20 protein-coding genes and 1 other RNA gene are annotated in these 24362 nt (G+C 68.6%); 11 read left to right on the top strand and 10 right to left on the bottom strand.

Features of this window, described 5'->3' with window-relative positions:
- The 5 genes from IAE60_RS12245 to hrcA form a co-directional block, all read right to left on the bottom strand.
- Complete coding sequence (locus IAE60_RS12245) at positions 1–1881, bottom strand: DUF3857 domain-containing protein (protein ID WP_187572457.1); 1881 nt, start codon at positions 1879–1881, stop codon at positions 1–3.
- Positions 1882–1997: 116 nt separating this feature from the next.
- Positions 1998–3116 (bottom strand): molecular chaperone DnaJ, encoded by a 1119-nt coding sequence (dnaJ, locus tag IAE60_RS12240; RefSeq protein ID WP_162109297.1) that lies wholly within the window; start codon positions 3114–3116, stop codon positions 1998–2000.
- Positions 3117–3210: 94 nt separating this feature from the next.
- The gene (gene dnaK, locus IAE60_RS12235) at positions 3211–5130 is read right to left on the bottom strand and encodes a molecular chaperone DnaK (protein ID WP_162109296.1); all 1920 of its coding nucleotides are present in this window, start codon (positions 5128–5130) and stop codon (positions 3211–3213) included.
- Positions 5131–5240: 110 nt separating this feature from the next.
- Positions 5241–5762, bottom strand: coding sequence for a nucleotide exchange factor GrpE (gene grpE / locus IAE60_RS12230; RefSeq protein ID WP_187572456.1), 522 nt, complete (start codon positions 5760–5762; stop codon positions 5241–5243).
- A 41-nt stretch (positions 5763–5803) separates the two neighbouring features.
- On the bottom strand, positions 5804–6853 hold the full coding sequence (gene hrcA, locus IAE60_RS12225; protein ID WP_187572455.1) for a heat-inducible transcriptional repressor HrcA: 1050 nt from the start codon (positions 6851–6853) through the stop codon (positions 5804–5806).
- An 87-nt stretch (positions 6854–6940) separates the two neighbouring features.
- On the opposite strand from hrcA, the gene recN reads away from it, so the two are divergent.
- Positions 6941–8608: a DNA repair protein RecN gene (gene recN / locus IAE60_RS12220; protein ID WP_187572454.1), complete on the top strand. Its 1668-nt coding sequence runs from the start codon at positions 6941–6943 to the stop codon at positions 8606–8608.
- A 106-nt stretch (positions 8609–8714) separates the two neighbouring features.
- On the opposite strand, the gene fur is transcribed toward recN, so the two are convergent.
- Positions 8715–9119, bottom strand: a complete 405-nt coding sequence (gene fur, locus IAE60_RS12215) for a ferric iron uptake transcriptional regulator (RefSeq protein ID WP_187572453.1) — start codon at positions 9117–9119, stop codon at positions 8715–8717.
- A gap of 103 nt (positions 9120–9222) precedes the next feature.
- Between fur and IAE60_RS12210 the strand changes: the two genes are divergently transcribed.
- Positions 9223–9615 (top strand): outer membrane protein assembly factor BamE, encoded by a 393-nt coding sequence (locus IAE60_RS12210; RefSeq protein WP_162109291.1) that lies wholly within the window; start codon positions 9223–9225, stop codon positions 9613–9615.
- A 15-nt stretch (positions 9616–9630) separates the two neighbouring features.
- On the opposite strand, the gene IAE60_RS12205 is transcribed toward IAE60_RS12210, so the two are convergent.
- Entirely contained in the window at positions 9631–9879 is a 249-nt protein-coding gene (locus IAE60_RS12205; RefSeq protein ID WP_187572452.1) for an RnfH family protein, read from the bottom strand.
- A gap of 1 nt (position 9880) precedes the next feature.
- Positions 9881–10309: a type II toxin-antitoxin system RatA family toxin gene (locus IAE60_RS12200; RefSeq protein ID WP_185896045.1), complete on the bottom strand. Its 429-nt coding sequence runs from the start codon at positions 10307–10309 to the stop codon at positions 9881–9883.
- Positions 10310–10350: 41 nt separating this feature from the next.
- Between IAE60_RS12200 and smpB the strand changes: the two genes are divergently transcribed.
- The 7 genes from smpB to IAE60_RS12165 all read left to right on the top strand — a co-directional run bounded on the left by smpB (position 10351) and on the right by IAE60_RS12165 (position 16858).
- A complete protein-coding gene (gene smpB / locus IAE60_RS12195; protein ID WP_162109288.1) occupies positions 10351–10839 on the top strand; it encodes an SsrA-binding protein SmpB in 489 nt (162 codons plus the stop codon).
- Between the two features lie 225 nt (positions 10840–11064).
- Positions 11065–11418: a transfer-messenger RNA gene (ssrA, locus tag IAE60_RS12190) on the top strand.
- A gap of 313 nt (positions 11419–11731) precedes the next feature.
- Positions 11732–12601, top strand: a complete 870-nt coding sequence (locus tag IAE60_RS12185) for an RES domain-containing protein (protein ID WP_187572451.1) — start codon at positions 11732–11734, stop codon at positions 12599–12601.
- Between the two features lie 266 nt (positions 12602–12867).
- Entirely contained in the window at positions 12868–13518 is a 651-nt protein-coding gene (locus tag IAE60_RS12180) for a DUF3348 family protein (protein ID WP_187572450.1), read from the top strand.
- 16 nt (positions 13519–13534) lie between these two features.
- Entirely contained in the window at positions 13535–15610 is a 2076-nt protein-coding gene (locus IAE60_RS12175) for a DUF802 domain-containing protein (protein WP_187572449.1), read from the top strand.
- A complete protein-coding gene (locus IAE60_RS12170; protein WP_187572448.1) occupies positions 15607–16254 on the top strand; it encodes an OmpA family protein in 648 nt (215 codons plus the stop codon). The genes IAE60_RS12175 and IAE60_RS12170 overlap by 4 nt, the downstream gene beginning before the upstream one ends.
- The gene (locus IAE60_RS12165; RefSeq protein WP_187572447.1) at positions 16244–16858 is read left to right on the top strand and encodes a DUF2894 domain-containing protein; all 615 of its coding nucleotides are present in this window, start codon (positions 16244–16246) and stop codon (positions 16856–16858) included. Before IAE60_RS12170 ends, IAE60_RS12165 begins: the two co-directional genes overlap by 11 nt.
- 382 nt (positions 16859–17240) lie before the next feature.
- On the opposite strand, the gene IAE60_RS12160 is transcribed toward IAE60_RS12165, so the two are convergent.
- On the bottom strand, positions 17241–18515 hold the full coding sequence (locus tag IAE60_RS12160; RefSeq protein ID WP_187572446.1) for an exo-beta-N-acetylmuramidase NamZ family protein: 1275 nt from the start codon (positions 18513–18515) through the stop codon (positions 17241–17243).
- A gap of 147 nt (positions 18516–18662) precedes the next feature.
- On the opposite strand from IAE60_RS12160, the gene IAE60_RS12155 reads away from it, so the two are divergent.
- Positions 18663–20723: a hypothetical protein gene (locus tag IAE60_RS12155; RefSeq protein WP_187572445.1), complete on the top strand. Its 2061-nt coding sequence runs from the start codon at positions 18663–18665 to the stop codon at positions 20721–20723.
- A 145-nt stretch (positions 20724–20868) separates the two neighbouring features.
- Here the strand turns inward: IAE60_RS12155 and IAE60_RS12150 are convergent, their stop codons facing one another.
- The gene (locus tag IAE60_RS12150) at positions 20869–23232 is read right to left on the bottom strand and encodes a Tex family protein (RefSeq protein WP_187572444.1); all 2364 of its coding nucleotides are present in this window, start codon (positions 23230–23232) and stop codon (positions 20869–20871) included.
- Positions 23233–23385: 153 nt separating this feature from the next.
- On the opposite strand from IAE60_RS12150, the gene pip reads away from it, so the two are divergent.
- Positions 23386–24330 (top strand): prolyl aminopeptidase, encoded by a 945-nt coding sequence (gene pip / locus IAE60_RS12145; protein ID WP_187572443.1) that lies wholly within the window; start codon positions 23386–23388, stop codon positions 24328–24330.
- Positions 24331–24362 lie beyond the last annotated feature (32 nt).

Here is a 24362-nt window from a genome sequence, read left to right as displayed (position 1 = left end):
TCACTGCTGCACCGCACCTTCCCCTGTCAGGTAGACCACCTGCGCGCGCAGGTCGGGCATGATCTTGCGCATGACCCGGGCAAAGCCGTCGTTGTATTCCGGCGAACACACCGGGCCGGGTGTGCGGTCGTCCAGCGTGCGGCGCACGTGCAGGCGCGCGCCGTCCTGCCGGAACGTCGAGACGTAGCTGAGCGTGCCCTCGCGTACGCTGACGTCCTTCGGCACGGCGACGATCCGCATCGACGCCGGGAACTCGAAGGTGTACTCCTCGTCCGAATGGTACGCACCACAGCTGCTCTCGCCCGCGGGCTGGTCCGGATCGCCGATTTGGGAAGCCACCAGCATGGCGACCGGGGTGAAGCTCAGAAACCAGGGTTGCACCTGGAAGCCTCCGCTCGTCGGGAGCATCCGTTCGACTTCGAAATCCGCCTCCATGTTGAAGGTCTCCAGCATCGGCACGGGATCGTCGTACTTCACTTTGCCACTTGCGCTCAGTGCGCTTCCCCGGAAGTAATTGCGCACCAGCTTGTCCGCATCGCTGGCGCCGACGTTGCGGAACTGTGCGCGTGCCGCCACCGCCATGCGTCCGCTCAGTTCGACCTGCTGCGCGCCCTTGATCGAACCGTCCGGCTGGATGCGAAGCGTCGTGCGCAGCTTCTGCCATTCCGAACCGACCTGCGTCACCGGCGTGGTGGTGCCGTCGCGATGACCATCCACCAGCAGCACGGGTTTGCCTGCCGCCCCGTCCGGCAGACTGCCGAAGGGCACCGTGGCCGCGGTCGAGTCCACGTAAAGATCCAGGCCGGGGATGTAGTTGATCACGTGGTTGACCACAGACGCGACCGGGATATCCGGCAGCGTATAGGTACCGCCCGCGTTGATGAGCGCCTGGGTACTGTCGATGCCGCGGGCTTTCAGCAACGCCTGCAGCAGGGTCGCGTGGTCCTTGCAGTCGCCCATGCGGTTGTCGAGCACCACGTCCAGGTCGCGCGGGACCACTGCGCCCAGGCCGATGCAGTTGCCGGCATAGGTGATCTTGGTGGAAACCCATTCGTAAAGCTTCTTCGCCGTCTCGCGCGGGTCCGTGCTCTTGCCCGCGATCTCCGCGGCGAGCGTGCGCAACCTGGGCGTCAGCGTGGCCTTGGCGTTGGCCGGTCCCCCGTAGGCCGCCGCGATGTCGGCGTAGCTGGCGAAGGTGGAGAACGCGTAGCCCGGATAGCGATCGGCGGTGAAGACCGTATCGCGCAAGCTTTCGCGGCCGACTGGCTGGCGGTTGCTCCAGCGCCAGCGCACGATCCGGCGCCCGTCGCGGGTTTCGACGGCGGGCTGCGTCATCTGCCAGTTGCGCCACGCGGCCTGCATCGCCTCGGGCGCATCGATGGTCACCTGCACGTCGCCGTAGTACGCGGCCGGGCTATAGTTGCGGATCACCGAGAAGTGGCCCGGGAACATCGGCTGCGTCGCCGTCACCCGATAGGTAAACACCGTGGTGTCGCCGACGGCCAACTCGGGGAACACGACAGTAAGCGTCGTCTGGTCGGAGTAGATGGGCGAATCGCCCTCCCGTCCCGAACTGCTGCTGACCTGGTAGTTGCCCTTGGGCACATCGACGCGGCGGCCGTCGGGCTTCAACGTGTAGGCTTCGATCACCTCGGCCTTCTGGATGCTGGTGCTGTAGCTGACCGATGCATCCTTGGCCGCTTCCAGCGCGCTGTCTTTCAGCACCTTGATCGCGGTTTCCTGTTCCTGCACGAAACTGCCGTCGGCATTGAGCACGAAGCGCGTGGACTCGCGCTCGACCTGCAGGGGCCGGTCATCGGCCGCCCATGCGGGCGCCATCACGAGCAACGCCCACCATCCCCACCTCTTCCCCTTGTTCATGCGCACGCGAACTCCCTTCTTCGTGGACGTGAATGAAAACGGCCCCGGGGTCGCCGGGGCCGTCGCAGGATGCCACAAGCCGCTCACGTCCGCGGGCGGCGGGATGTCACAGGGGGTCAGGAGGTCATGCGGTCCCAGAACCCCTTGACGCCGTCCAGGAACGTGGCCGACTTCGGCGAATGCTTGCGCGCTTCCTCTCCGATGAAGGTGGCCTCGAACTTCTCCAGCAGCTCCCGCTGTTCCGGGGTCAGGTTCACCGGTGTTTCCACCACCACGCGGCAGTACAGGTCGCCTTCGCTGCGGCTGCGCACGGACTTCACGCCCTTGCCGCGCAGGCGGAACAGCTTGCCGGTCTGCGTCTCGGCCGGGATGCGGATCTCCGCCTCGCCCTTCAGCGTCGGCACGCGCACCGTGTCGCCCAGCGCGGCCTGCGAGATGCGGATCGGCACCTCGCAGTGCAGGTCGTCGCCATCGCGCTGGAAGATGTCGTGCTCACGCACGCGCACTTCCACGTACAGGTCGCCCGGGGGCGTGCCGGGCGGGCCTGCCTCGCCTTCGCCGGTCAGGCGGATGCGGTCGCCGTTGTCCACGCCGGCCGGGATCTTGACCGACAGCACCTTCTCTTCCTCCACGCGGCCGGCGCCATGGCACTCGGTGCAGGGATTCCTGATGGTCTGGCCGCGGCCGCCACAGGCCGGGCACGCCTGCTGCATGGCGAAGATGCCGCGCTGCATGCGCACGTTGCCGCGACCGCCGCAGGTGCCGCAGGTCTCGACGCGGCCGTCGGCCGAGCCCGTGCCCTTGCAGGGGTCACAGGCCACCAGTGTGGGGATCTCGATGCGTTTCTCGATGCCGGCGACGGCTTCTTCCAGGTCCAGTTCCATCACGTAGCCGACATCGGCGCCACGGCGTGCCGCGCGTGCGCCCCCGCCGCCGAAGATGTTGCCGAAGATGTCGCCGAAGATGTCGCCCATGTCCGGGCCGCCGGGACCGCCACCGCCCATCCCGTGCTCGAACGCGGCATGGCCGTGCGCATCGTAGGCGCGGCGCTTGGCCCCGTCCGACAGCACCTCGTAGGCTTCCTTGCACTCCTTGAACGCCGCCTCGGCGGCGGCATCGCCGGGATTGCGGTCGGGATGGTGCTTCATCGCGCAGCGCCGATAGGCCTTCTTCAGGTCTTCTTCGCTGGCGTCGCGGGCCACGCCCAGGACTTCGTAGTAATCGCGCTTGCTCATGTGTCGTCAGGCTGGTCTGGCAGGGTCGCCGGATGGCAAAACGGGAGGCCGTGGCAGGCCACGTCTCCCGTTCGCCGCATCCCGTGGGCCGGGATTACTTCTTGTCGTCCTTGACTTCGGTGAACTCGGCGTCGACGACGTCGTCGGCCGGGGCCGCACCACCGCCCGCCGGACCCGCACCGGACTGGTCGCCCGACGCGGCCGCCGCATACAGGGACTGCCCGGCCTCCTCCAGCGCCTTGGCCTTGGCCTCGATCTGCGCCTTCTCGTCGCCCTTCATCGCGGTTTCCAGATCCGCGATGGCCGATTCGACGCGGCCGATCACGTCGCCCGGCACCTTGCTGCCGTGCTCGGTGATGGCGCTGCGGGTGGCGTGGATCAGGCCGTCGGCGTGGTTGCGCGCCTGCACCAGCTCCTGGAACTTCTTGTCTTCCTCGCGGTGCGCCTCGGCATCGGCGACCATCCGGTTGATCTCGTCCTCGGACAGGCCCGAACCGGCCTTGATCTCGACCTTCTGTTCCTTGTTGGTCTTCTTGTCCTTGGCCGACACGTGCAGGATGCCGTTGGCGTCGATGTCGAAGGACACCTCCACCTGCGGCATGCCGCGCGGCGCCGGCTCGATGCCCGCCAGGTCGAACTTGGCCAGCGACTTGTTGAAGCGGGCCTGTTCGCGCTCGCCCTGCAGCACGTGCACCGTCACCGCGGACTGGTTGTCCTCGGCGGTGGAGAAGGTCTGCGAGGCCTTGGTCGGGATGGTGGTGTTCTTCTCGATGATCTTGGTGAACACGCCGCCCAGGGTCTCGATGCCCAGGCTCAGCGGGGTCACGTCGAGCAGCAGCACGTCCTTGACGTCGCCGGCCAGCACGCCGCCCTGGATCGCTGCGCCCAGCGCCACGGCCTCATCGGGGTTGACGTCCTTACGCGGTTCCTTGCCGAAGAACTCGGCCACCGCCTGCTGCACCTTCGGCATGCGGGTCTGGCCGCCGACGAGGATGACTTCGCCGATGTCGCTGGCGCGCAGGCCGGCGTCGTTCAGCGCGATACGGCACGGCTCGATGGTCTTCTTCACCAAGTCTTCCACCAGCGCTTCCAGCTTGGCGCGGGTCAGTTTGATGTTGAGGTGCTTTGGGCCCGAGGCGTCGGCGGTGACGTACGGCAGGTTCACTTCGGTCTGCTGCGAGCTGGACAGCTCGATCTTGGCGCGCTCGGCGGCGTCCTTCAGACGCTGCAGGGCCAGCGGGTCCTTGCGCAGGTCGATGCCCTGGTCCTTCTGGAACTCCTCGACGAGGTAGTCGATGACGCGCTTGTCGAAGTCCTCGCCGCCCAGGAAGGTGTCGCCATTGGTGGCCAGCACCTCGAACTGCTTCTCGCCATCGACGTTGGCGATCTCGATGATGGATACGTCGAACGTGCCGCCGCCCAGGTCGTAGACGACGATCTTGCGGTCGGCGCCGCCGTCACCCTTGTCCAGCCCGTAAGCCAGCGCGGCCGCGGTCGGCTCGTTGATGATGCGCTTGACGTCCAGGCCTGCGATCTTGCCGGCATCCTTGGTGGCCTGGCGCTGGCTGTCGTTGAAGTAGGCCGGCACGGTGATGACGGCTTCGGTGACGGTCTCGCCCAGGAAGGCTTCGGCCGTCTTCTTCATCTTTTCCAGCACGCGCGCGGAGATTTCCTGCGGCGCCATCTTCTTGCCGTCGCTGGTCTGCACCCAGGCATCGCCATTGTCGTGCGCGATGATGCCGTAGGGCACCAGGTCCAGGTCCTTCTTCACTTCGGCGTCGGTGAACTTGCGGCCGATCAGGCGCTTCACCGCGTAGAAGGTGTTCTTGGGATTGGTGACGGCCTGGCGCTTGGCCGAGGCGCCGACCAGCACTTCACCGTCCTTCGTGTAGGCCACGATGGAGGGGGTGGTGCGGTCGCCTTCCGAGTTCTCGATGACGCGGGCCTTGCCGCCGTCCATGATCGCCACGCACGAATTGGTCGTGCCCAGGTCGATGCCGATGATCTTGCCCATGATGGATTTCGCTCCCTAGCAAATTCTGATGTTGGACCCGGCGATCGGCCGGGTGGATGGTCCCGATATAGGGATGCGATGGCGCCGTTCAAGCGCCACCCGCGTGTCGTTCAGTCGTGCTTGGCCACCACCACCAGGGCGGGACGCAGCAGGCGGCCGTTGAGCACGTAGCCCTTCTGGAACACCTGCACCACGCTGCCCGGCGCCGCATCGGGCGCATCGGCCTGGCTGATGGCCTGGTGATGCTCGGGGTTGAAGGCCTCGCCGGCCGGGTCGAGCAGGCTCAGGCCGTTGTCGCCGGCCACCTTCAACAATTGCTTGAAGGTCAGCTCAAGTCCGTCCCGCAGGGGGCTGGGCTCGCTGCCGGCGGCGGCCAGGCCGGCGTCCAGGCTGTCGAACACCGGCAGCAGGTCGCCCAGCAGGCGCTCGTTGGCGAACTTGCGGGCCTGCTCGATGTCGCGCGCCACGCGCTTGCGCTGGTTCTCCAGGTCGGCGCGCTCCAGCAGCGTGGTCGCCCGCAGCTGGTCCAGCTCGTTGCGCAGGGTTTCCAGCTCGGCCAGCAGGGCGGCGTCGGTGTCGGGGGATTCGGGCGCCTGGCCCGGGGTGGCATCGTGTTCGTGCTGTTCGTTCATTTCGGTTCCCTGGCGGCGGCTCCTGCCGCCCAACCGGGAACCTATGGGGCCGGCGCGTCGGGATTCAAGGCCGCGCCCAGCACATCGGCCGCCGCCTGCACCACCGGAATGACCCGGTCGTACGCCATCCGCGTGGGCCCGATGACGCCCAGCACACCCAGCACCTGCCCCGCCGCCATGTAGGGCGCGGTCACCACCGACACCCCGTCGTGCGGCGCCAAGCCGGTGTCCTCACCGATGAAGATGCGTACGCCGGGCGCGCGGATCGTGCGTTCCAGCAGCTGCAGGATCTCGCGCTTGCGGGCGAAGGCTTCGAAGAGGTCGCGCAACCGCTCCAGGTCGGCCAGCTCCTGCACGCCCATCAGCCGGGTCTGCCCAGCCAGCACCAGATCGTCGTTGGGCGGCGTCAGCGCCTGCTCCGCCAGTTCGATGGATTCGGCCAGCAGGCCCTCCATCTCGGTCTGCGCCCGGCGCAGGTCGCGCAGCAGGCTGGCACGGATGTCCGCCAGCGATCGGCCGGCGAACTGGGCGTTGAGGTAGTTGGCGATGCGCTCCAGTTCGGCGCGCTCGTACGGACGGCGGGTCTCGATGACCCGGTTCTGCACGTCGTTGTCGGCGAACACCAGGATGGCCATCACCCGCTGGCCGTCGAGCGGCACGAAATCGATGTAGCGGAAGGCGAACTGCTCGCGTCGCGGCACGCTGACCACGCCCACGAAATGGGTCATCGCCGACAGCAGCTCGGACGCATTGCCCAGCAGGGCCTGGGTTCCCGCACCGCTGGGAAGCTCGGCGCGCAGGCGCGCCACTTCGCCCTCGCCCAGCGACTTCACCTGCACCAGACTGTCGACGAACACCCGGTAACCCTGGGCGGTGGGAATGCGCCCGGCTGAGGTATGCGGGGAACTGAGCAGCCCCACCTCTTCCAGTTCCGACAGGATGTTGCGGATGGTGGCCGGACTGACTTCCAGCCCGGCATGGCGGGCCAGGGTCTGCGAACCCACCGGTTCGCCGTCGCGGATGTAGCGCGAGATCAGCGTGCGCAGCAACTGGCGGGCACGGGGGTCCAGCGAGGGCGACGGGGATTTCATGCCCGCTAGATAACGTCGTCCCCGCGGCTTTGCAAGCCATGCCCGTCCGTCTCAGAACTTGCGCCGGCTCCGCTTACAATCCGCCGCATGCTCAGACATCTCGCCATCAAGGACTTCGCCGTCGTCCGTGCCGCCGAACTGGAGTTCGGCGAGGGCATGACGGTCATCTCGGGTGAAACCGGCGCCGGCAAGTCGCTGCTCGTCGATGCCCTGGGTTTCCTGTCGGGTCTGCGCGCCGACAGCGGCGTGGTCCGCCATGGCGCCGAGCGCGCGGAACTGTCGGCCGAGTTTTCCGCCCCCTCGGGCTCGCCCGCCCAGGCCTGGCTGGCCGACAACGAACTGGACGACGAGGGCCAGTGCCAGCTGCGCCGCGTCATCCGTGCCGACGGCGGGTCCCGCGCCTGGATCAACGGGCGCAGCGTGACGCTGTCGCAGCTGGCCGACCTGGCCGGCCGCCTGGTGGAGATCCACGGGCAGCACGAGCACCAAGCGCTGCTGGCACGCAACAGCCAGCTCGATCTGCTGGATGCATTCGCCCGCAACGACGCCGAACGCGCCCGGGTGCGCGACGCGGCCCGCGCGTGGTCGGCCCTGCTCCAGGAGCGCGAGCAGCTGTCGGGCCAGGGCGACGTCTCCGACCGCATCAACTATCTGGAACACCAGCTGGCGGAGCTGCAGCGCGAGGACCTGTCGCCCGCCGCGCTCGAACAACTGGTGGCCAGCCACCGCCGCCAGGCCCATGCCACCGGCCTGATCCAGGCCTGCGACGCCGCACTGGGGCAGCTCGCCGGCGACGACACGCCGTCCCTGACCCGCCAGCTGCAGCAGGTGCGGGCCGATCTTGCCCGCCAGGCCGAGCACGAACCGCGCCTGCGCGATGTCGACGGCCTGCTCGACGGCGCCGCCATCCAGATCGAGGAAGCCCTGTCCCTCTTGGGCCAGGTCCGCGACGACCTGGACGGCGAGCCCCTGCAGTTCGACGCCCTGGAGCGCAAGCTCGCCCGAGTGCACGACCTGGCGCGCAAGCACCGGGTGCCGCTGGAGGGCCTGCAGGAGCAGCACGACCGATTGGCCGCCGAACTGGACGGTCTGCGTGGCGCCGGCGAACGCCTGCTGAAGCTCAGCGACGAGATCGGCGCCGCCCGCCAGCAATGGCGCGATGCGGCGGGCGCGCTCAGCCGCACCCGCCAGCGTGCCGCCCGCGCCCTGGGCGATACCACCACCGCCCTGATCGCCGAGCTGGGCATGGGCGGCGGGCGTTTCGAGATCGCGCTGGAGCCGCAGGACGGCGAGCGCCCCGACCCGACAGGGGCCGAACGCGTCGAGTTCCTGGTGTCGGCCAACGCGGGCCAGCCGCCGCGCGCGCTGCGCAAGGTGGCGTCCGGCGGCGAGCTGGCGCGCATTTCGCTGGCCATCGAGGTGGCGGCGCTGGGGCTGGACGCGGTGCCCACCATGGTGTTCGACGAAGTGGACACCGGCATCGGCGGCGCCGTGGCCGAGATCGTCGGCCAGAAGCTGCGCGCCCTGGGCACCCAGCGGCAGGTGCTGTGCGTCACCCATCTGCCCCAGGTCGCCGCACAGGGGCACGCGCACTACCGGGTCAGCAAGGCGCCGGTCGAGGGGATGACCCAGAGCGCGGTCGAGAAGCTCGGCGCGAAGCAGCGGGAAGAGGAACTGGCCCGCATGCTGGGCGGCGTGGAAGTCAGCAAGGAAGCCCACGCGGCCGCGAAGCGGCTGCTCGCCAACGCGGTCTGACTCACTGCTGCCGCCGCGGGAGCGACGTCAGTCGCGATGAGGCTCTACCGGTGCGGCTTCGCGACTGACGTCGCTCCCACGTCCTTGAACGGCGAACTGCCGGTCCTCAGCGCTTCTTGCGCACGTACAGCACCAGCGAGTGTTCTTCCAGCTCGTAGCCGTGCTTGGCGGCGATCTCGCGCTGCAGCTTCTCGATCTCGCTGCTCTCGAACTCGATGATCTTGCCGGTGTCCACGTCCACCATGTGGTCGTGGTGGCCGCCACGGTCCAGCTCGTAGACCGCCTGGCCGCCTTCGAAGTTGTGCTTGAGCACCAGCCCAGCCGCCTCGAACTGGGTCAGCACGCGATAGACCGTCGCCAGTCCGATCTCGTCGCCATGGTCCAGCAGCTGCCGGTAGATGTCTTCCGCGCTCAGGTGGTGCTGGGCGCTCTTCTGCTCCAGCAGCTCCAGGATGCGCATCCGCGGGTGGGTGACCTTGAGGCCGACTTTGCGTAGATCCTGCGATTCCATGGCGTCTCCGTTCACTCTCGGTTTAGCGCCAGCTGCCTGAAGCTCGGTTGCGGCGGTCCGCGGAAGTGTATCATCGGCCCGGTTTCCCACCGTACCTGTCCCAATGCGCAAATTCCTGCTGGTTGCCGTCCTCGCTTCCGCCACCGCTGGCTGCGGCATCCTCTACAAGCAGCCGATCTACCAGGGCAACCTGATCGAGAAGACGGCCGTGGACCAGCTGCAGGTGGGCCAGAGCAAGCAGCAGGTGCAGTCGCTGCTGGGCAGCCCGTCGATCGCCGATCCGTTCCATGCGGACCGCTGGGACTACACCGCCAGCAACCGCACCAACCGGCGCGGCACCACCGAGATCAAGAACCTCACGCTGGTGTTCAACGGCGACACGCTGGCCAGCTGGGAAGGCGAATACTTCCCCGAAGCCGACCTGCAGCTGTCGCGCGACGTGCGCAAGTTCGGCCCCAACCTGGCCAAGGAAAAGAAGAAGGGTCGCCGCCGCTGAGGCGCGGCTCTTCTCTTACCTGAGCGCGCGCCGCCGGCGCGCCTCCTTCGGATCGATAAACAACGGCCGCAGCACTTCCACGCGGTCGTTTTCGTTTAATGGCGTGTCCGGCGTGGCGATGACGCCATGGACCGCCACCGCCGGATGGCCGGCATCGACGAAACCGCTGGCCGCCAGCGCGTCGCCGACGGTGGCCCCCTCCGGCAGATCCAGCCCCACCGATTCGAACCTGTGGGGCCAGGCACGGATCACGTCCACCCGCACGTCATTCCCCGCGATCGGCGGCGCGCACGAAGTCGTCCACCATCCGGTCGGCCAATCCCTGGAAGCCCAGGGCCATCGCCGGACCCAGCAGGCGGCTGGAGGGCTCGAACTCCAGGGTCAGGGTCACCTTGCAGGCCGATTCGTCCAGGGCATGGAAATCCCAGCGCCCATGCAGCTTGCGGAACGGGCCGTCGACCAGGTTCATGTCGATCCGGTGGGGCCGGTCCAGGGCGTTTTCGGTGGTGAACCAGGTACGCAGCGAGCCCAGGCCCAGATCCAGGCGCGCCACCAGCCGCGCTTCCCCCTGTTCGATCAGCTCGGCGGCGCTGCACCAGTCGAAGCGGCGCGGGTACGCGGCCACGTCGTTGACCAGGTCGAACATCCGGGTGGCCGAGTGTTCGACCAGGGCGCTGCGGCGGATCGTATGCATGTGGCTCGCGTGGGGTTCCGCCTTCGGCGACAATAGGACGGATGGCAAAGAAACCCGACAAGAATAAAGCAACAGGCACGATCGCGCTGAACAAGCGCGCCCGGCACGAGTACCACCTTGAGCAGCGATACGAAGCGGGCATCGCCCTGCAGGGCTGGGAGCTGAAGGCCATCCGTGCCGGCCGCGCCAACATCACCGAGGCCTACGCGGTGATCCGGCATGGCGAGCTGTTCCTGTTCGGCGCGCAGATCACGCCGCTGATCCAGGCCTCCACGCACGTGGTGGCCGACGACCGCCGCACGCGCAAGCTGCTGCTGCACCGGAACGAGATCGACAGCCTGATCGGCAAGGTCGAGCGCGACGGCTACACGCTGGTGCCCACGTCGCTGTACTGGAAGGGCAACAAGGTGAAGGCCGAGCTGGCGCTGGCCAAGGGCAAGCAGACCCATGACAAGCGCGCCAGCGAGAAGGACCGCGACTGGGCCCGCGAGAAGTCGCGCGTCATGCGCCAGCACAACAAGGACGCGTAGCTCCATCGCTTCGCGATGAAGCCCCCAAGATTTGCTTCGCAAATCTCGGGCCCCGACGCGCGTTGCCGATCCCCCATTCGCGCTGACGTGCGAATTCGCCCCCTTACCAAGGGGGCATGTCAGGACTGCTCTGCGGACCTCAAGCCTGAACGCGCTGGCAGCGGCGCCTTGTGAAGCGGGGTGCCCGCCCCTACACTGGCCCTTGTCAGGAAGTTTCTGACTCCCGGGGGTGCACTGGCTTCGACGGGGGTTGCAAAGTTTCCTGGTGCATGCCGAGGGGGCAGCTTTCCTCGTAAATCCAGCGGCAAAACTCTAGTTGCCAACGACGACAACTACGCTCTGGCCGCTTAAGGCCTAAGCCCTGAAACTGCTTGTGTCCGTGCTCGCAGCGTAAGGTCATCATCACGGAATCGCCGGGAGTGGTTGCCTGTCAGCACCCGGTTAACCTAAAACAGGCTGGTTCTGCGGTGCGCTTGGCCCACCGTGCTGCTGCAGGACGAGACTCAACGGCGGGATAAGCATGTAGTACCGGGGATGGAGTGCCTTCGGACGGCGGTTCAATTCCGCCCACCTCCACCATTCAAGCGTCTCAGGACGTACAAAAAAGACTGGAAAGCCTAGAGAAATCAAAGCTTCCCGGTCTTTTTTTTGTTTCTGGCTGCCCAGCGCAGCTGGAGGCCCAGAGCGTCCCATACGTGTTGCCCCGCGCTCGGCGGTGCCCGACGACCAAGAATGGTGTTTCGGCCTCTTTCCCGACCGCAGTGAATAGCAAGCGCACCCCCGTAAGAGATCAGAACGCGCGCGCCTACGACAAAACCCATCACTTGGCCGGGCGGTGGGAAATGATGCAAACATCGAGCGACTACCTTCAAACACCGCAGACGGGCGAACCATGGACTTCACCCAGCTAGAGGCTGACGCCGAGACCATTCGGAACTCACACGACTTGGAAGCACTGGATCAAGCTCTGGACCGTGTCATTGGCTACTGTTCCCTAATCACCTTTGGCATAACCTCCGGCTCTCTTTACTATCGAGCAAGGAAAATCAACTCGGGTGATCGACTAAAAGCGGCATCCGATCTGTCCTATCCCCCCAAACAGTTTGCGGGCCCTCAGCGGCTAAGCGACCCTCAGGTCCCCAATCTGTACGCAGCGCTTCGGGAGGAAACCTCACTCTCGGAGATAGGCGCATGCAACGGGGATCTGGTGCAATTGACAGCTTTTGCCATTAAACCCGGCAGAGAGCTTCGTCTAACATCCCTTGGGCAGTTCACAGGCTGCTACAAGAATGGCCACCTCCCGATGATCGGGCCTGATCCAGGCCATACCATTGCGCGGCTTCTGAATCAGCGAAAGCCGCTGGACCGGCAGATGCTGGTCTTCGCCGACTCGCTCTTATCGGAAGTACTTGCTAGCCCCGAAGCGCGGGAGAATGACTACCTTAAAACGCGACTGCTCGTCGCGAAAATCTACGGCAAGAACGTATGCAGTGGGATGCTGTATCCGAGCGTTCGCAATGCCGGGGCGGCAAACATTGCGATTACGGCGGCTGCCTGTGATCAAGTCATGCAGCCGATCTCCAGCAGAGTCATTGAAGTAAATGCGCGGCGCGACTTCAGCCTCTACGAGTTCACAGTATTGCGCCACGTCGTCGGCATTAATGCCGAGGGCCTTCTTGTGTATGACGAGGGAGGCAGCCGGTACGAACCCCGTAGCTTTGGAGTCACTGAAGAAGAACTCAAAGTGATGTTCGCCGAGTGATCTCACGTGATGAGGAGCAGATCCAAACAATTGCCTGATGCCCGAGGCCACCCCGCTACCGGCTCCCTCTCCACCAGCATGGTCTACCTTCGGAGCCCTCGGATGTAGCCCGGCCGGTGACAATCGCCTCAATCGAGCGTGCCAGCCTTGATCCTTCAACCAATGGCCAGGCCCCAAAAGTCCCCAGCCTATCCGCTCGCCAGTTCCGTGAAACGGCTCATCACCCAGCCCCTTCCTGTAAAATCTCTGCTCTTTTGAGCCACTGTGTGACCACTGTGCAGTACCGGACGCCCACGGCGGCCCCCGCCTTCGTCCGTCTCCTCGCCCGCCTGGGCGGGGCCGACCTGCCCGATGCCGGCCCGGTGCTGTCCGAGCGGCTGGGCCAATGGATCGACTGGAACCGTGCGGTCTCGCTGTCGCGGGCGCTCGATGGCGCCGTTGCGCCTGCGGCTGGCGCCGCGCCGGGTATCGACGCGCATGCCGAGGCCATCGCCCGGGTCCGTACCTCGCTGACGGACGCGATCCAGCGTGGCGCCCCCGCCGACGCGGACGGCGACGACTTCGCACCCTTCCGCCGCTACTGCCTGGAACGCCAGCGCGCCATGCTCACCGGCACCGGCCCCCTGCGCGGACGCCTGCGCGATGCCCTGGTCCAGCGCGGCGGCGACCTGGCCCGCCTGGCCGAGGTCGACGCCGTGATGGAAATGACCCTCAGCCCGCGCGAACAGACCCTGCTGGCCCACACCCCCACCCTGCTCGGCCTGCACTTCGAACGCCTGCGCGCCGCCGCGGACGGCAGCCCCGACAGCGCGTGGCGGGCGCTGTTCCGCCGCGACCTGCAGGACGCCCTGCTGGCCGAACTCGACCTGCGTTTCCACCCCATCGACGCGCTGCTCGCCGCGCTTCGTACCCCGTGATGCCTGGATGCCTTTGATGAAACAGCCCTTCTCCACCGCCCTCTTCCTCGCCGGCCTGGCCATCGTCGGCTGGATCGGCGTCGGCTACGTCGGCACGCACGCATTGGGCGTGGTGGTCACCCTGGTAATCGGCGCGTGCTACGTGGTCGGTGTCGTGGAACTGCAGCGGTATCGCCAGGCCACCGCAACACTCGCCCACGCGCTGGACGACACCGCGCCCGCGGGCAACGGCCTGCAGGCCTGGCTGGCACCGCTGCATCCCAGCCTGCGCCAGGCCGTGCGCCTGCGCGTGGAAGGCGAACGCGTCGCCCTGCCCGCCCCTTCGCTCACGCCGTACCTGGTCGGCCTGCTGGTGCTGCTGGGCATGCTGGGCACGCTGCTGGGCATGATGGTGACCCTGCGCGGCACCGGCCTGGCGCTGGAAGGCGCCACCGACATCGACGCGATCCGCGGCTCGCTGGCCGCGCCGGTCAAGGGGCTGGGCTTCGCTTTCGGCACCTCGATCGCGGGCGTGGCCGCGTCGGCCATCCTCGGCCTGCTGTCCGCGCTCAGCCGGCGCGAGCGCGTGCTGGTCGCGCAGCGGCTGGACGATGCGATCGCCACCTCGCTGCACGTGCATTCGCAGTCGTTCCAGCGTGAGGAATCGTTCCGCCTGCTGCAGCAGCAGGCCGCGCTGATGCCGGAACTGGTGGAACGCCTGCAGGCCATGGTCGCCGGCATCGAACGCCAGACCACCGACGCCGCCGCGCAACAGGCCGCGCGCCAGGAAAGCTTCCACGCCCGCACCGAAGCGGCGCAGGCCCAGCTCGCCTCCACGCTGGTGGCCACGATGCAGGCCGGCGTGGACAGCAGCGCACGCGCGGTCAGCGCGGCGCTGCAACCTGTAGTGGAGGCCACGCTGGCAGGCGTGGCGCGCGAGACCGGCGCCCTGCAGCAGACCGTCGGCACCGCCGTGCAGCAGCAGTTGGAGGCACTGACGGCCGGCTTCGGCACCGCGACCACGGCGGCGTCCGCAGCATGGCAGGCCGCCCTCGCACGCCAGCAGGACGCCCACGACGCGCTGGTCGCGCGCCTGGAAGACCACGCCCAGCGCCAGGCGACCCAGTTCGACCAGCGCTCGCAGGCCTGGCTCGATGCGGCGGCCGGCCAGCTCGAACACACCGCGACCACGCTGGCGGAGGGCTGGTCGCAGGCGCTCAGCCAGCAGGCCAGCACCGCCGACGGCATCGCCACGCGCCACGCGGACGCCCTGTCCGCGGTCGGCGCCGATTTCCGCACGCAGGCCAACGCCCTCGTCGAAGCGGTCGACGCCTCGCATGCCGCGCTGCAGCGTACGCTGGCCGAACAGGACGATGCCCGCCTGGCCGCTTGGGCCGAGCAGTTGGCCACGATGAGCGCCACGCTGCGGGGCGACTGGGAGCGCACTGCCGCCGAAGCCGCGCGCCTGCAGCAGGACATCTGCGACGCCCTGGCCCGCAGCGCGAACGACATCACCGCGCAGGCACAGACCCACGCGCAGCAGACCATCGCCGAGATCTCGCAGCTGGTGCAGGTGGCCTCGGAAGCACCGCGCGCTGCGGCCGACGTGGTGGCCGAACTGCGTCAGAAGCTCTCCGACAGCATGGTGCGCGACACCGCCCTGCTGGAAGAACGCACCCAGATGATGGGTACGCTGCAGACACTGCTGGATGCGGTGAACCACGCCTCCACCGAACAGCGCACCGCCATCGATGCGCTGGTGGCGACGTCCGCCGACCTGCTGGAGCGAGTCAGCACCCGCTTCACCGACCACGTGCAGGCCGAGACCGGCAAGCTGGAACACGTCGCCGCGCAGGTGGCCGCCGGCGCCACCGAAGTCGCCGGCCTGGGCGATGCGCTGGGCAGCGTGGTGGAACGCTTCGGCCAGACCAACGACGCGCTGCTGGAACGCCTGCAGGCCATCGAAGGCGCACTGGAGCGCTCGCTGGTGCGCAGCGATGAGCAACTGGCCTACTACGTGGCGCAGGCGCGCGAAGTGGTCGACCTCAGCCTGTCCGCACAGCGCCAGATCACCGTCGACCTGCAGCGCCTGGCCGGGGCCGACGCCGCATGAGCGTGGAAACCGGAGACGACGCCGACCTGGGCGCCCCCGTCTGGGCCAGCTTCGGCGACCTGATGTCGGTGCTGCTGGGCGCGTTCGTGCTGGTGCTGGTGGGCGTGATCGCCGTGCAGGCGCAGCTGGCCCAGCGCCTGGACGAGGAAACCCGCCGGCGCGAACAGGAAGCGCAACAGCGCAAGGCACTGGAGGACGCGCTGGCCGCGCCGCTGGCCGAGGGTCGGGTGACGCTGGTGGACGGCCGCATCGGCATCCGCGGCAACGTGCTGTTCGCGCTGAACTCCGACCAGTTGCAGCCGGAGGGTCGCGACCTGCTGAAGAGCCTGGCCGCGCCGCTGGCGGGCTACCTGCGCACGCGCGAGGAAATCCTGATGGTCAGAGGCTTCACCGACGACCGCCAGGTCAGCGGCAGCAACCGCCAGTTCGACGACAACTGGGATCTGTCCGCGCAACGCGCCCTCACCGTCACCCGCACCCTGATCGCCGAAGGCGTGCCGTCCTCCTCGGTGTTCGCCGCCGCGTTCGGCGCCGAGCAGCCGGTGAGCGCCAACACCAGCGAGGAAGGCCGCGCGCGCAACCGCCGCGTCGAGATCGCGCCCATTCCCCGCCCCGCCAAGCGCCGCGGTAACGATGGACGGTGACGCGCTGCCACCGCTGGCGCAGCTGCAGGCGTGGCGCGCGCAGGGCCTGGACCGCGCGGCGCCGGCACGCTTCGACATCCTGCAGGCCTTGGCCGCGCGGGTCGGCACGCACGAGGGCGAAGCCCGCCGCCTGCTGGAAGCGCGACTGGCCGGCCTGATGCGCGCCTATGCCGAGGGCCTGGCACGCAGGCCCACGCCCGCCGCGCCCGCCCCGGCACGCGACAGCGGACTGCGGGGCCTGGTCGCCGCACTGCAGGCGCGCCACGGCGATGCCCCCGCGCCCGGTCCGTCGCCGGTGGCGCCGTCCGCGCTCACCGAGGCGCGAGAGGTCTGGGCGCAGGTGCGCATCGACAGTCAGTTGCGCGCGTCGCTGCACGATGTGCCCGCCGACGCCGGTCCGCTCAACTCCGGCATGCTGGTGCATCGCGCCCTCCATCTGATGCGCGCCGCGTCGCCGGGCTACCTGCAGCACTTCATCGCCTATGCCGACACGCTGTCATCGCTGGAGCAGCTCCAGCAGGCGGTGGCGCCGCTGATCACGGCCACCGACACGCCGCGCCCCGCCAGGCGCGCACCGCGCAAACGGAAACCTGTCGCGACCTGACGCGCGAATTGCCGACCATTGGCGTCGGCGAGGGTGTGGGAGCGACGTCAGTCGCGATGAAGCGTACCGGTGCCTCGTCGCGACTCACGTCGCTCCCACGAGGCCTGAGGCGCCCCGATCCCACCGCGCAACCCGTTCCACGCGGGCCACAACAGGCCACGCTGGCGCCTGTTTGGAGCTGTGGGAGCGACGTCAGTCGCGATAAGGCGTTACCGCGACCGCGCGGCGCGTCTGTAGGAGCGGGCCATGCCCGCGATGCTTTCGCCTCATCGAATGAAAAAGCATCGCGCCCAAGGGGTGCTCCTACAGGATGGGGCAATGGGCGAGAAGCTTTAACGCCTCATCACGACAGACGCCGCCCCCACGGCTTCGCCGGTCCAGCTCAGGGATACAGCAGATGCTGCCTGCGCAGCGCCTCGAACGCCGACAGCCCCGGCTGCCAACGCGCTTCGATGGCCTCCAGCGTGTCGCCGCGTTCGATGGCGGCACGCAGGTCGCCCACGCCTGCCAGCCGGTCGAAGAACGGCGGCTCGCCCGGCAGGAAGGCGAAGTCCTTCGGGTGCTGGTCGTGCAAGGCCTTCAGCACGGCCAGGCCGGTGCGTACCGGGCGGAAAGCGTTGCGGTCGGTCACGTGCAGCTGTACGCCGGCACAGGCCTGGCCGGCATGCTTGGAGAATGTCGGCGTAAACCACGTGGGCCGGAAGCGCACGCCCGGCAGGCCCATCGCGTTGAGTCGCGCGGCCAGCGCGGGCGCATCCACCCAGGGCGCACCCACGGTCTCGAACGGGCGCGTGGTGCCGCGGCCCTCGGATACGTTGGTGCCTTCCAGCAGCCCCATGCCCGGATAGACCAGCGCGGTGTCGGGGGTCGGCATGTTCGGCGACGGCGGCACCCACGACAACGCGCCGCGCAATGGTTCGTCGCCGCGCCGCCAGCCCTGCATCGCCACCACGTGCAGGTCGGCGCCGATGCCGAACGCCGTGTTGAACAGGGTGGCCAGTTCGCCCAGCGTCATGCCGTGGCGGATGGGAATGGGGAACTGCCCGACGAACGAGGCCAGCGCCGGATCCAGCACCGGTCCTTCCACCCGCACGCCGCCCAGCGGATCGGGACGGTCGGCCACCACGACGGGAATGCCGGCGCGTTTCGCCGCGCGCATCACCCCGGCCAGCGTGTACGGATAGGTGTAGAAGCGGGTGCCCGCGTCCTGGATGTCGAACACCAGCACGTCGATGCCATCGAGCATCGCGGGCGTGGGTTCGCGGTGTTCACCGTACAGGCTGTGCACGGGCAGGCCGGTGGCCGCATCGCGCGCGGAGGCGACGTGATCGCCGGCCTGCACGTCACCGCGCACGCCGTGTTCGGGACCGAACAGCGCGACCAGGGTGAAATCCGGATGCGCGGCGAAGCGGTCGACATCACTGCGCAGCTCGCTGTCCAGGCCGGTGGCATTGGTCACCAGCCCCACGCGCCTGCCGCGCAACAGGTCCAGACGCTGCTCCAGCAGTACCTCGATGCCCAGCTTCGGCGCCACGCCCGTGCAGTCGCAGCCCGGGGCAGCAACGCCGGAGGGCGCAAGGCCAAGACCCAGCAACAGCAGCAGTCCCAGACCCAGGGGGCGCAGTGCAGCATGCAGCGGACGGGGGAACCGGGGCATAGTGTCACGACCGTTTGCTATCGTTGTCATGACGATAGCAGCCTGCGTGCGGCGTCGGGCAGGCGAAAACGCTGCCGGACACGCCGCATTCTTCCGTTGTCAGTGGGGAACCCGATGTCCCGTATGGCGAAACGCATCATGCGCAGCATGTCCTTCCTTGTCATGGCCGGCGCCACCCTGCCCCTGGGCGCGCAGCCCGTACCGAACCGCCTGGGCGTCACGCCGTCGGCGCAGTCCCGGGACTTCGTGGCGAACAAGCAGCAGTTCCAGCTGCACAGCCTGCTGACCGAGCAGCGTCATCCGCGCAGCTTCGACCTGAGCACGCGCATCGCCGCCGACACCGCGGACGGGCTGGCCGCGCTGCTGTCGGTGGATGAGGACATCTCGGCCGCGCTGCAGGGCGTCGCCGACGATCCTGCGCGGCTGGCGGCGCTGGAACACGCCAGCCGCGAGATCACCCGCGCCCTGCGCGAGGGCCACCGCCTGTATTTCTACGGCACCGGCTCCACCGGACGCCTGGCCGAGACCATCGAAAGCGGGCTGTGGCGCCCGTTCTGGCAGCGCACCGCGGCATCCCCCGCGATGGCGAAGATCGAGGCGCGCTTCCCCGGCCTGGGCGAACGCGTGCGCGGCGAGATCACCGGCGGCGACCGCGCGCTGATCGCCTCGCTGGAAGGCTTCGAGGACATTCCCGAGATCGGCCGCCTGCAACTGCAGGACAACGGCATCCGGCCGCAGGACCTGGTGTTCGCCGTCACCGAAGGTGGCGAGACCTCCGCGGTGATCGGCACGGCGCTGGCCGCGGCCGACCAGGCCGGCGCGGACGCACGCCGCACGTGGTTCGTCTACAACAATCCCGATGAGGTGCTGCGCCCGTTCGAACGCAGCCGCCGCGTGCTGGACGATGCGCGCATCACCAAGATCCCCTTGCCCACAGGGCCGCAGGCGATCACCGGCTCCACCCGCATGCAGGCCACCACCACCAGCCTGTACGTGCTGGGCGTGGTGCTGGAAGACGCGACGCATGCGCTGCTGCGCGAGGTGCTGACCGGCGATGAACTGGCCGCGTTGGGCTTCAACGATGCCGGCATCGCCGAGCGCCTGCGCGGCTTCGCCGCGATCCAGCGCACGACCGCCGCGGCCGCGCAGAAACTGGCCGCGTGGACCGACCGCGAAGCCGCCAGTTATGCCGCCGGCCGCCATGCCACCTATCTGGCCACGCGGGCGCTGATGCCGGTGTTCGTCGACGTGACCGAGCGCGCACCGACCTTCCGCCTCAGCCCGCTGGACCCCGTGGACGCGGCCGAACGTCGCTCATGGATCCAGGTGTGGACGCCGGCCGCCGATGGCGCACAGGCCTGGCAGGCCCTGCTGCACCGGCCATTCCACGGCCTGGACAAGGCGCTGTACCTGCCGCCGTTCGAGAACGGCATCGACGACCCCTACCTGCGCGAAGCGGCGCTGCGTGGCCTGTCCAACGCCGGCGACGAACAGCAGGCGCTGTACGACCTGTCGTTCTCCGACGCCAACCTGCAGCGCAGCGGCCCGCAGGCCGGCGACACCGGCGCGCTGATCCTGTTGGGCGACGAAGCGCATGCCGATGCCAATCGCCGGTGGCTGCAGGCGTTCGCTGCCGCCGGTGCGGAGCCGGTGCTGGTGTCCGTCTCGGCGCGCCCCCTCGCCAGCGACGCGCTGGCCGACGTGGCCGCCCTGCCACGGCCGGTGCCGGTGATCGCGGTGACGGTGCCGCAGCGTGATGCGTTCGAACTCAACCAGACGATCGCCCTGAAGATGCTGCTCAACGCGCATTCCACCGGCGTGATGGCCAAGCGCGGGCGCGTGGTCGGCAACACGATGACCAGCGTGCAGCCGGGCAACCTGAAGCTGATCGGCCGCGCGACCTGGCTGATCCTCTCCCACGTCAATGCCGTGCTGGAGACGCCGGCGTGGCGCACGGCGCGCGGCAGCACCGCACCGCTGACCTACGCCGAGGCCAATGCGGTGCTGTTCGAGGCCATCGAGCAGCGCCGCAGCGCACCGGGCGCGAGCGGCCTGCCGGAAGTGGAGCTGTCCGTGGTGGCCGTGCTGGACGCGCTCAAGGCCGACAGGCCCATCGACTGGAATGCCGCAGTCACGCAGCTGCGCGCCGGCGGACTGAGCCGCTACCTGGCACCCTACGCAACGGCGACCGGAGCTCCCGGCCGCTGATCCGCTGCGCCCCTGCGGGAGCGCAGCCCAAGTCGCGAACGCCCTGCCGAGGGCGGGCGTTCCCGAAGCAGCGCGCGAGCGCTTCCCTTGCAGTGCGATAGCGACTCACGTCGCTCCCACGTGTTCCCCTGAGCGCGGCGCTGGTTCAGCCCTGGCCCTTCGCCCGGGCGAACGCCGCCGCCAGCGCATTGTCGGCCGGCGGCGCGCCGGACTTCGCCGCTGCGGGACCACGACGCTGATCGCGCGGGGGGCCGCGGTCGGGGCCGCGCGGCGGACGCGGATCGTTCGCCCGCGCGTCGCGCGGGGCCTGCGGTGCCGGCGCGTCGTCCAGGCGGCGCGTGAGGGCGATGCGCTTGCGGGCCACGTCCACTTCCAGCACCTTCACCTTGACGATGTCGCCGGCTTTCACCACCTCGCGCGGATCCTTCACGTAGCGGTCGGACAGCGCGGAGATGTGGATCAGGCCGTCCTGGTGCACGCCGATGTCGACGAAGGCGCCGAATGCGGCCACGTTGCTGACCACGCCTTCCAGGATCATGCCTTCGCGCAGGTCCTTGATGTCCTCCACGCCGTCGGCGAAGCGCGCGGCCTTGAACTCGGGGCGCGGATCGCGGCCGAGCTTCTCCAGTTCCTTCAGGATGTCGCGGATGGTCGGCACGCCGAACTTTTCGTCGGTGTACTGCTCCGGCTTCACCCCGCGCAGGAACACGATGTCGCCGACGATCTGCTTCACCTGCCGGCCGCTGCCGGCCAGGATGCGCTCCACCACCGGATAGGCTTCCGGATGCACGGACGAGGCATCCAGCGGTTCGTCACCGTCGGCGATGCGCAGGAACCCGGCGCACTGCTCGAAGGTCTTCTCGCCCAGGCGCGGCACGCCCAGCAGCGCCTTGCGCGTGCGGAACGCGCCGTGTTCGTCGCGGAAACGCACGATGTTCTCGGCCACCGTCGACGACAGGCCGGACACGCGCGTCAGCAATGCGGCCGAGGCGGTATTCACGTCGACGCCGACGGCGTTCACGCAGTCCTCCACGCGCGCATCCAGCGCGCGCGCCAGGCGGAACTGGTCCACGTCGTGCTGGTACTGGCCCACGCCAATGGCCTTGGGTTCGATCTTCACCAGCTCCGCCAGCGGATCCTGCAGGCGGCGGGCGATGGAGACGGCGCCGCGGATGCTCACGTCGAGATCGGGGAACTCCTTGGCCGCGAATTCCGAGGCCGAGTACACCGAGGCGCCGGCTTCGCTGACCACGATCTTCTGCATCTTCAGCTCGGGGGCAAGCTTGATCAGGTCGCCGGCCAATTTGTCGGTCTCGCGGCTGGCGGTGCCGTTGCCGATGGCGATCAGCTCCACGGCGTGCTTCGCGCACAGCGCACGCAGCACGTGCAGCGACTGATCCCACTGGCGCTTGGGCTCGTGCGGATAGATGGTGGCGGTGTCGACCAGCTTGCCGGTGCGGTCGACGACGGCGACCTTCACCCCCGTGCGCAGGCCCGGGTCCAGGCCCAGCACGGCCTTCGGCCCGGCCGGCGCGGCCAGCAGCAGGTCCTTCAGGTTGTCGCCGAACACGGCGATGGCTTCGGCTTCGGCCTTCTCGCGGGCCTGGTTGAACAGGTCCAGCAGCAGGTGCATGTGCAGCTTCGCGCGCCAGGTGAGGCGGCAGGCATCCAGCAGCCACTTGTCGGCGGCGCGACCCTGCGCGGAGACGCCGGCATGCTTGGCGACGCGGCCCTCGGCGGAAAGATGGCCGGCGTCGGCGTCCATGCCCGGGTCGAGGTCGAGCTGCAGGATCTCTTCGCGGCGCGCGCGGAACAGCGCGAGCAGGCGGTGCGAGGGGATCTTCGCCAGCGGCTCGGCATGGTCGAAGTAGTCGCGGTACTTCGCGCCTTCGTTCTCCTTGCCTTCGGCGACCTTGGCGCGGATCACGCCGACCTCGGTCATCCACTCGCGCAGTTCGCCGACCAGCGCGGCGTTCTCGCCCCAGCGTTCCATCAGGATGGCGCGTGCACCGTCGAGCGCGGCCTTGGCATCGGCCACGCCCTTCTCGGCATCGATGTACGCGGCAGCGGCGGTTTCCGGGACCAAGGTGGGATCGGCCAGCAGCCCATCGGCCAGGGGTTCGAGGCCGGCTTCGCGGGCGATCTGCGCACGCGTGCGGCGTTTGGGCTTGTACGGCAGGTAGAGGTCTTCCAGGCGCGCCTTGCTGTCGGCGGCTTCGATCTCGGCACGCAGTGCGTCGGTCAGCTTGCCCTGCTCCTCGATGCTGGCGAGCACCGCGGCGCGGCGGTCCTCCAGTTCGCGCAGGTAGGTCAGGCGCGTTTCGAGGTTGCGCAGCTGGGTGTCGTCCAGGCCGCCGGTGACTTCCTTGCGGTAGCGGGCGATGAAGGGGACGGTGGCGCCTTCGTCGAGCAGCGCGATGGCGGCCTTGGCCTGCGCGGTCTGGGCGCCGATCTCGGCGGCGATGGTGGCGGCGATGTGCTGGGCGATCTGGGGATTGCGGTCTTGCATTGCGTCCGTACTGGAAAACCCGATACACCGGGTGGGACCCGGATTGTGGCAACGGATGGCCGCGCGGGAAACGGGTTGACACGCGCGTCCGATGCGGGCTGACGGACGGGGCGTCGCTGGCTATGCTCGGACACCTCGCAAGGACCCCTGCCCATGCGCACGCTGTATCCCGAGATAGCGCCGTACCGCACGCACCGGCTTGCCGTCGATGCCCTGCACACGCTCCATGTGGAGGAATGCGGGAATCCGGACGGCATTCCCGTGATCTTCCTGCACGGCGGACCGGGCGCGGGCCTGTCGCCGGTGCATCGTCGCTTCTTCGATCCGGCGCGCTACCGCATCGTCCTGTTCGACCAGCGCGGTACCGGCCAGTCGACGCCGTTCGGCGAGCTGCGCGACAACACCACCGCACACCTGATCGGGGACATCGAAGCCGTGCGTGCGCTCGCGGGGATCGAGCGCTGGCTGGTGTTCGGCGGCTCTTGGGGTTCGACGCTGGCGCTGGCCTACGCGCAGGCGCACCCCGCGCGTGCGACCGGGGTGATCGTGCGCGGCGTCTACCTCGGCCGCGAGGAGGAGAACCGCTGGTTCAACGAGGCCGACGGCGGGGCGCGCTGGGTGTTTCCGGAACGCTGGGCGCGCTACGAGGCGCATATTCCGGCGGGCGAGCGCGGCACGATGATCGAAGCGTACTGGCGTCGCATGGACGATCCCGATGCGGCGATCGCGATGGCCGCCGCACAGGCGTGGCTGGGCTGGGAAGACGGTGCGGCCACGCTGCTGCACGAGCCGGATGCCACGTCGGACGAAGATCCCGCCAGGGTCCTGGCCAAGGCGCGGATCGAGGTGCATTACTTCCGCCACAACGCCTTTCTCGCGCACGGACAGTTGCTGCGCGACATCGACCGCATACGCCACCTGCCGGGCGTGATCGTGCAGGGCCGCTACGACATCATCTGCCCGCCACGCAGTGCCTGGGATCTGGCGCAGGCCTGGCCCGAGGCGCGCCTGGAGATGGTGCTGGCCGGCCACGGCGCCACCGAGCCGGCGATCACCGATGCACTGATCCGGGCGACGGACGCGTTCGCGGACCGCTGAAACGAAGACGGGCCGCGCGAGGCGGCCCGTCC

It is taken from the genome of Pseudoxanthomonas mexicana, assembly GCF_014397415.1.
In the GTDB taxonomy this organism is placed as follows: Bacteria; Pseudomonadota; Gammaproteobacteria; order Xanthomonadales; family Xanthomonadaceae; genus Pseudoxanthomonas_A; species Pseudoxanthomonas_A mexicana.
This window is presented reverse-complemented; position numbering and strand designations above follow the sequence as displayed.

Coding starts and splice junctions, on each gene's coding strand:
- IAE60_RS12245 (WP_187572457.1), bottom strand. CDS start 1,881: ATGAACAAGGGGAAGAGGTGGGGATGGTGGGCGTTGCTCGTGATGGCG.
- dnaJ (WP_162109297.1), bottom strand. CDS start 3,116: ATGAGCAAGCGCGATTACTACGAAGTCCTGGGCGTGGCCCGCGACGCC.
- dnaK (WP_162109296.1), bottom strand. CDS start 5,130: ATGGGCAAGATCATCGGCATCGACCTGGGCACGACCAATTCGTGCGTG.
- grpE (WP_187572456.1), bottom strand. CDS start 5,762: ATGAACGAACAGCACGAACACGATGCCACCCCGGGCCAGGCGCCCGAA.
- hrcA (WP_187572455.1), bottom strand. CDS start 6,853: ATGAAATCCCCGTCGCCCTCGCTGGACCCCCGTGCCCGCCAGTTGCTG.
- recN (WP_187572454.1), top strand. CDS start 6,941: ATGCTCAGACATCTCGCCATCAAGGACTTCGCCGTCGTCCGTGCCGCC.
- fur (WP_187572453.1), bottom strand. CDS start 9,119: ATGGAATCGCAGGATCTACGCAAAGTCGGCCTCAAGGTCACCCACCCG.
- IAE60_RS12210 (WP_162109291.1), top strand. CDS start 9,223: ATGCGCAAATTCCTGCTGGTTGCCGTCCTCGCTTCCGCCACCGCTGGC.
- IAE60_RS12200 (WP_185896045.1), bottom strand. CDS start 10,309: ATGCATACGATCCGCCGCAGCGCCCTGGTCGAACACTCGGCCACCCGG.
- smpB (WP_162109288.1), top strand. CDS start 10,351: ATGGCAAAGAAACCCGACAAGAATAAAGCAACAGGCACGATCGCGCTG.
- IAE60_RS12185 (WP_187572451.1), top strand. CDS start 11,732: ATGGACTTCACCCAGCTAGAGGCTGACGCCGAGACCATTCGGAACTCA.
- IAE60_RS12175 (WP_187572449.1), top strand. CDS start 13,535: ATGAAACAGCCCTTCTCCACCGCCCTCTTCCTCGCCGGCCTGGCCATC.
- IAE60_RS12170 (WP_187572448.1), top strand. CDS start 15,607: ATGAGCGTGGAAACCGGAGACGACGCCGACCTGGGCGCCCCCGTCTGG.
- IAE60_RS12165 (WP_187572447.1), top strand. CDS start 16,244: ATGGACGGTGACGCGCTGCCACCGCTGGCGCAGCTGCAGGCGTGGCGC.
- IAE60_RS12160 (WP_187572446.1), bottom strand. CDS start 18,515: ATGCCCCGGTTCCCCCGTCCGCTGCATGCTGCACTGCGCCCCCTGGGT.
- IAE60_RS12155 (WP_187572445.1), top strand. CDS start 18,663: ATGTCCTTCCTTGTCATGGCCGGCGCCACCCTGCCCCTGGGCGCGCAG.
- IAE60_RS12150 (WP_187572444.1), bottom strand. CDS start 23,232: ATGCAAGACCGCAATCCCCAGATCGCCCAGCACATCGCCGCCACCATC.
- pip (WP_187572443.1), top strand. CDS start 23,386: ATGCGCACGCTGTATCCCGAGATAGCGCCGTACCGCACGCACCGGCTT.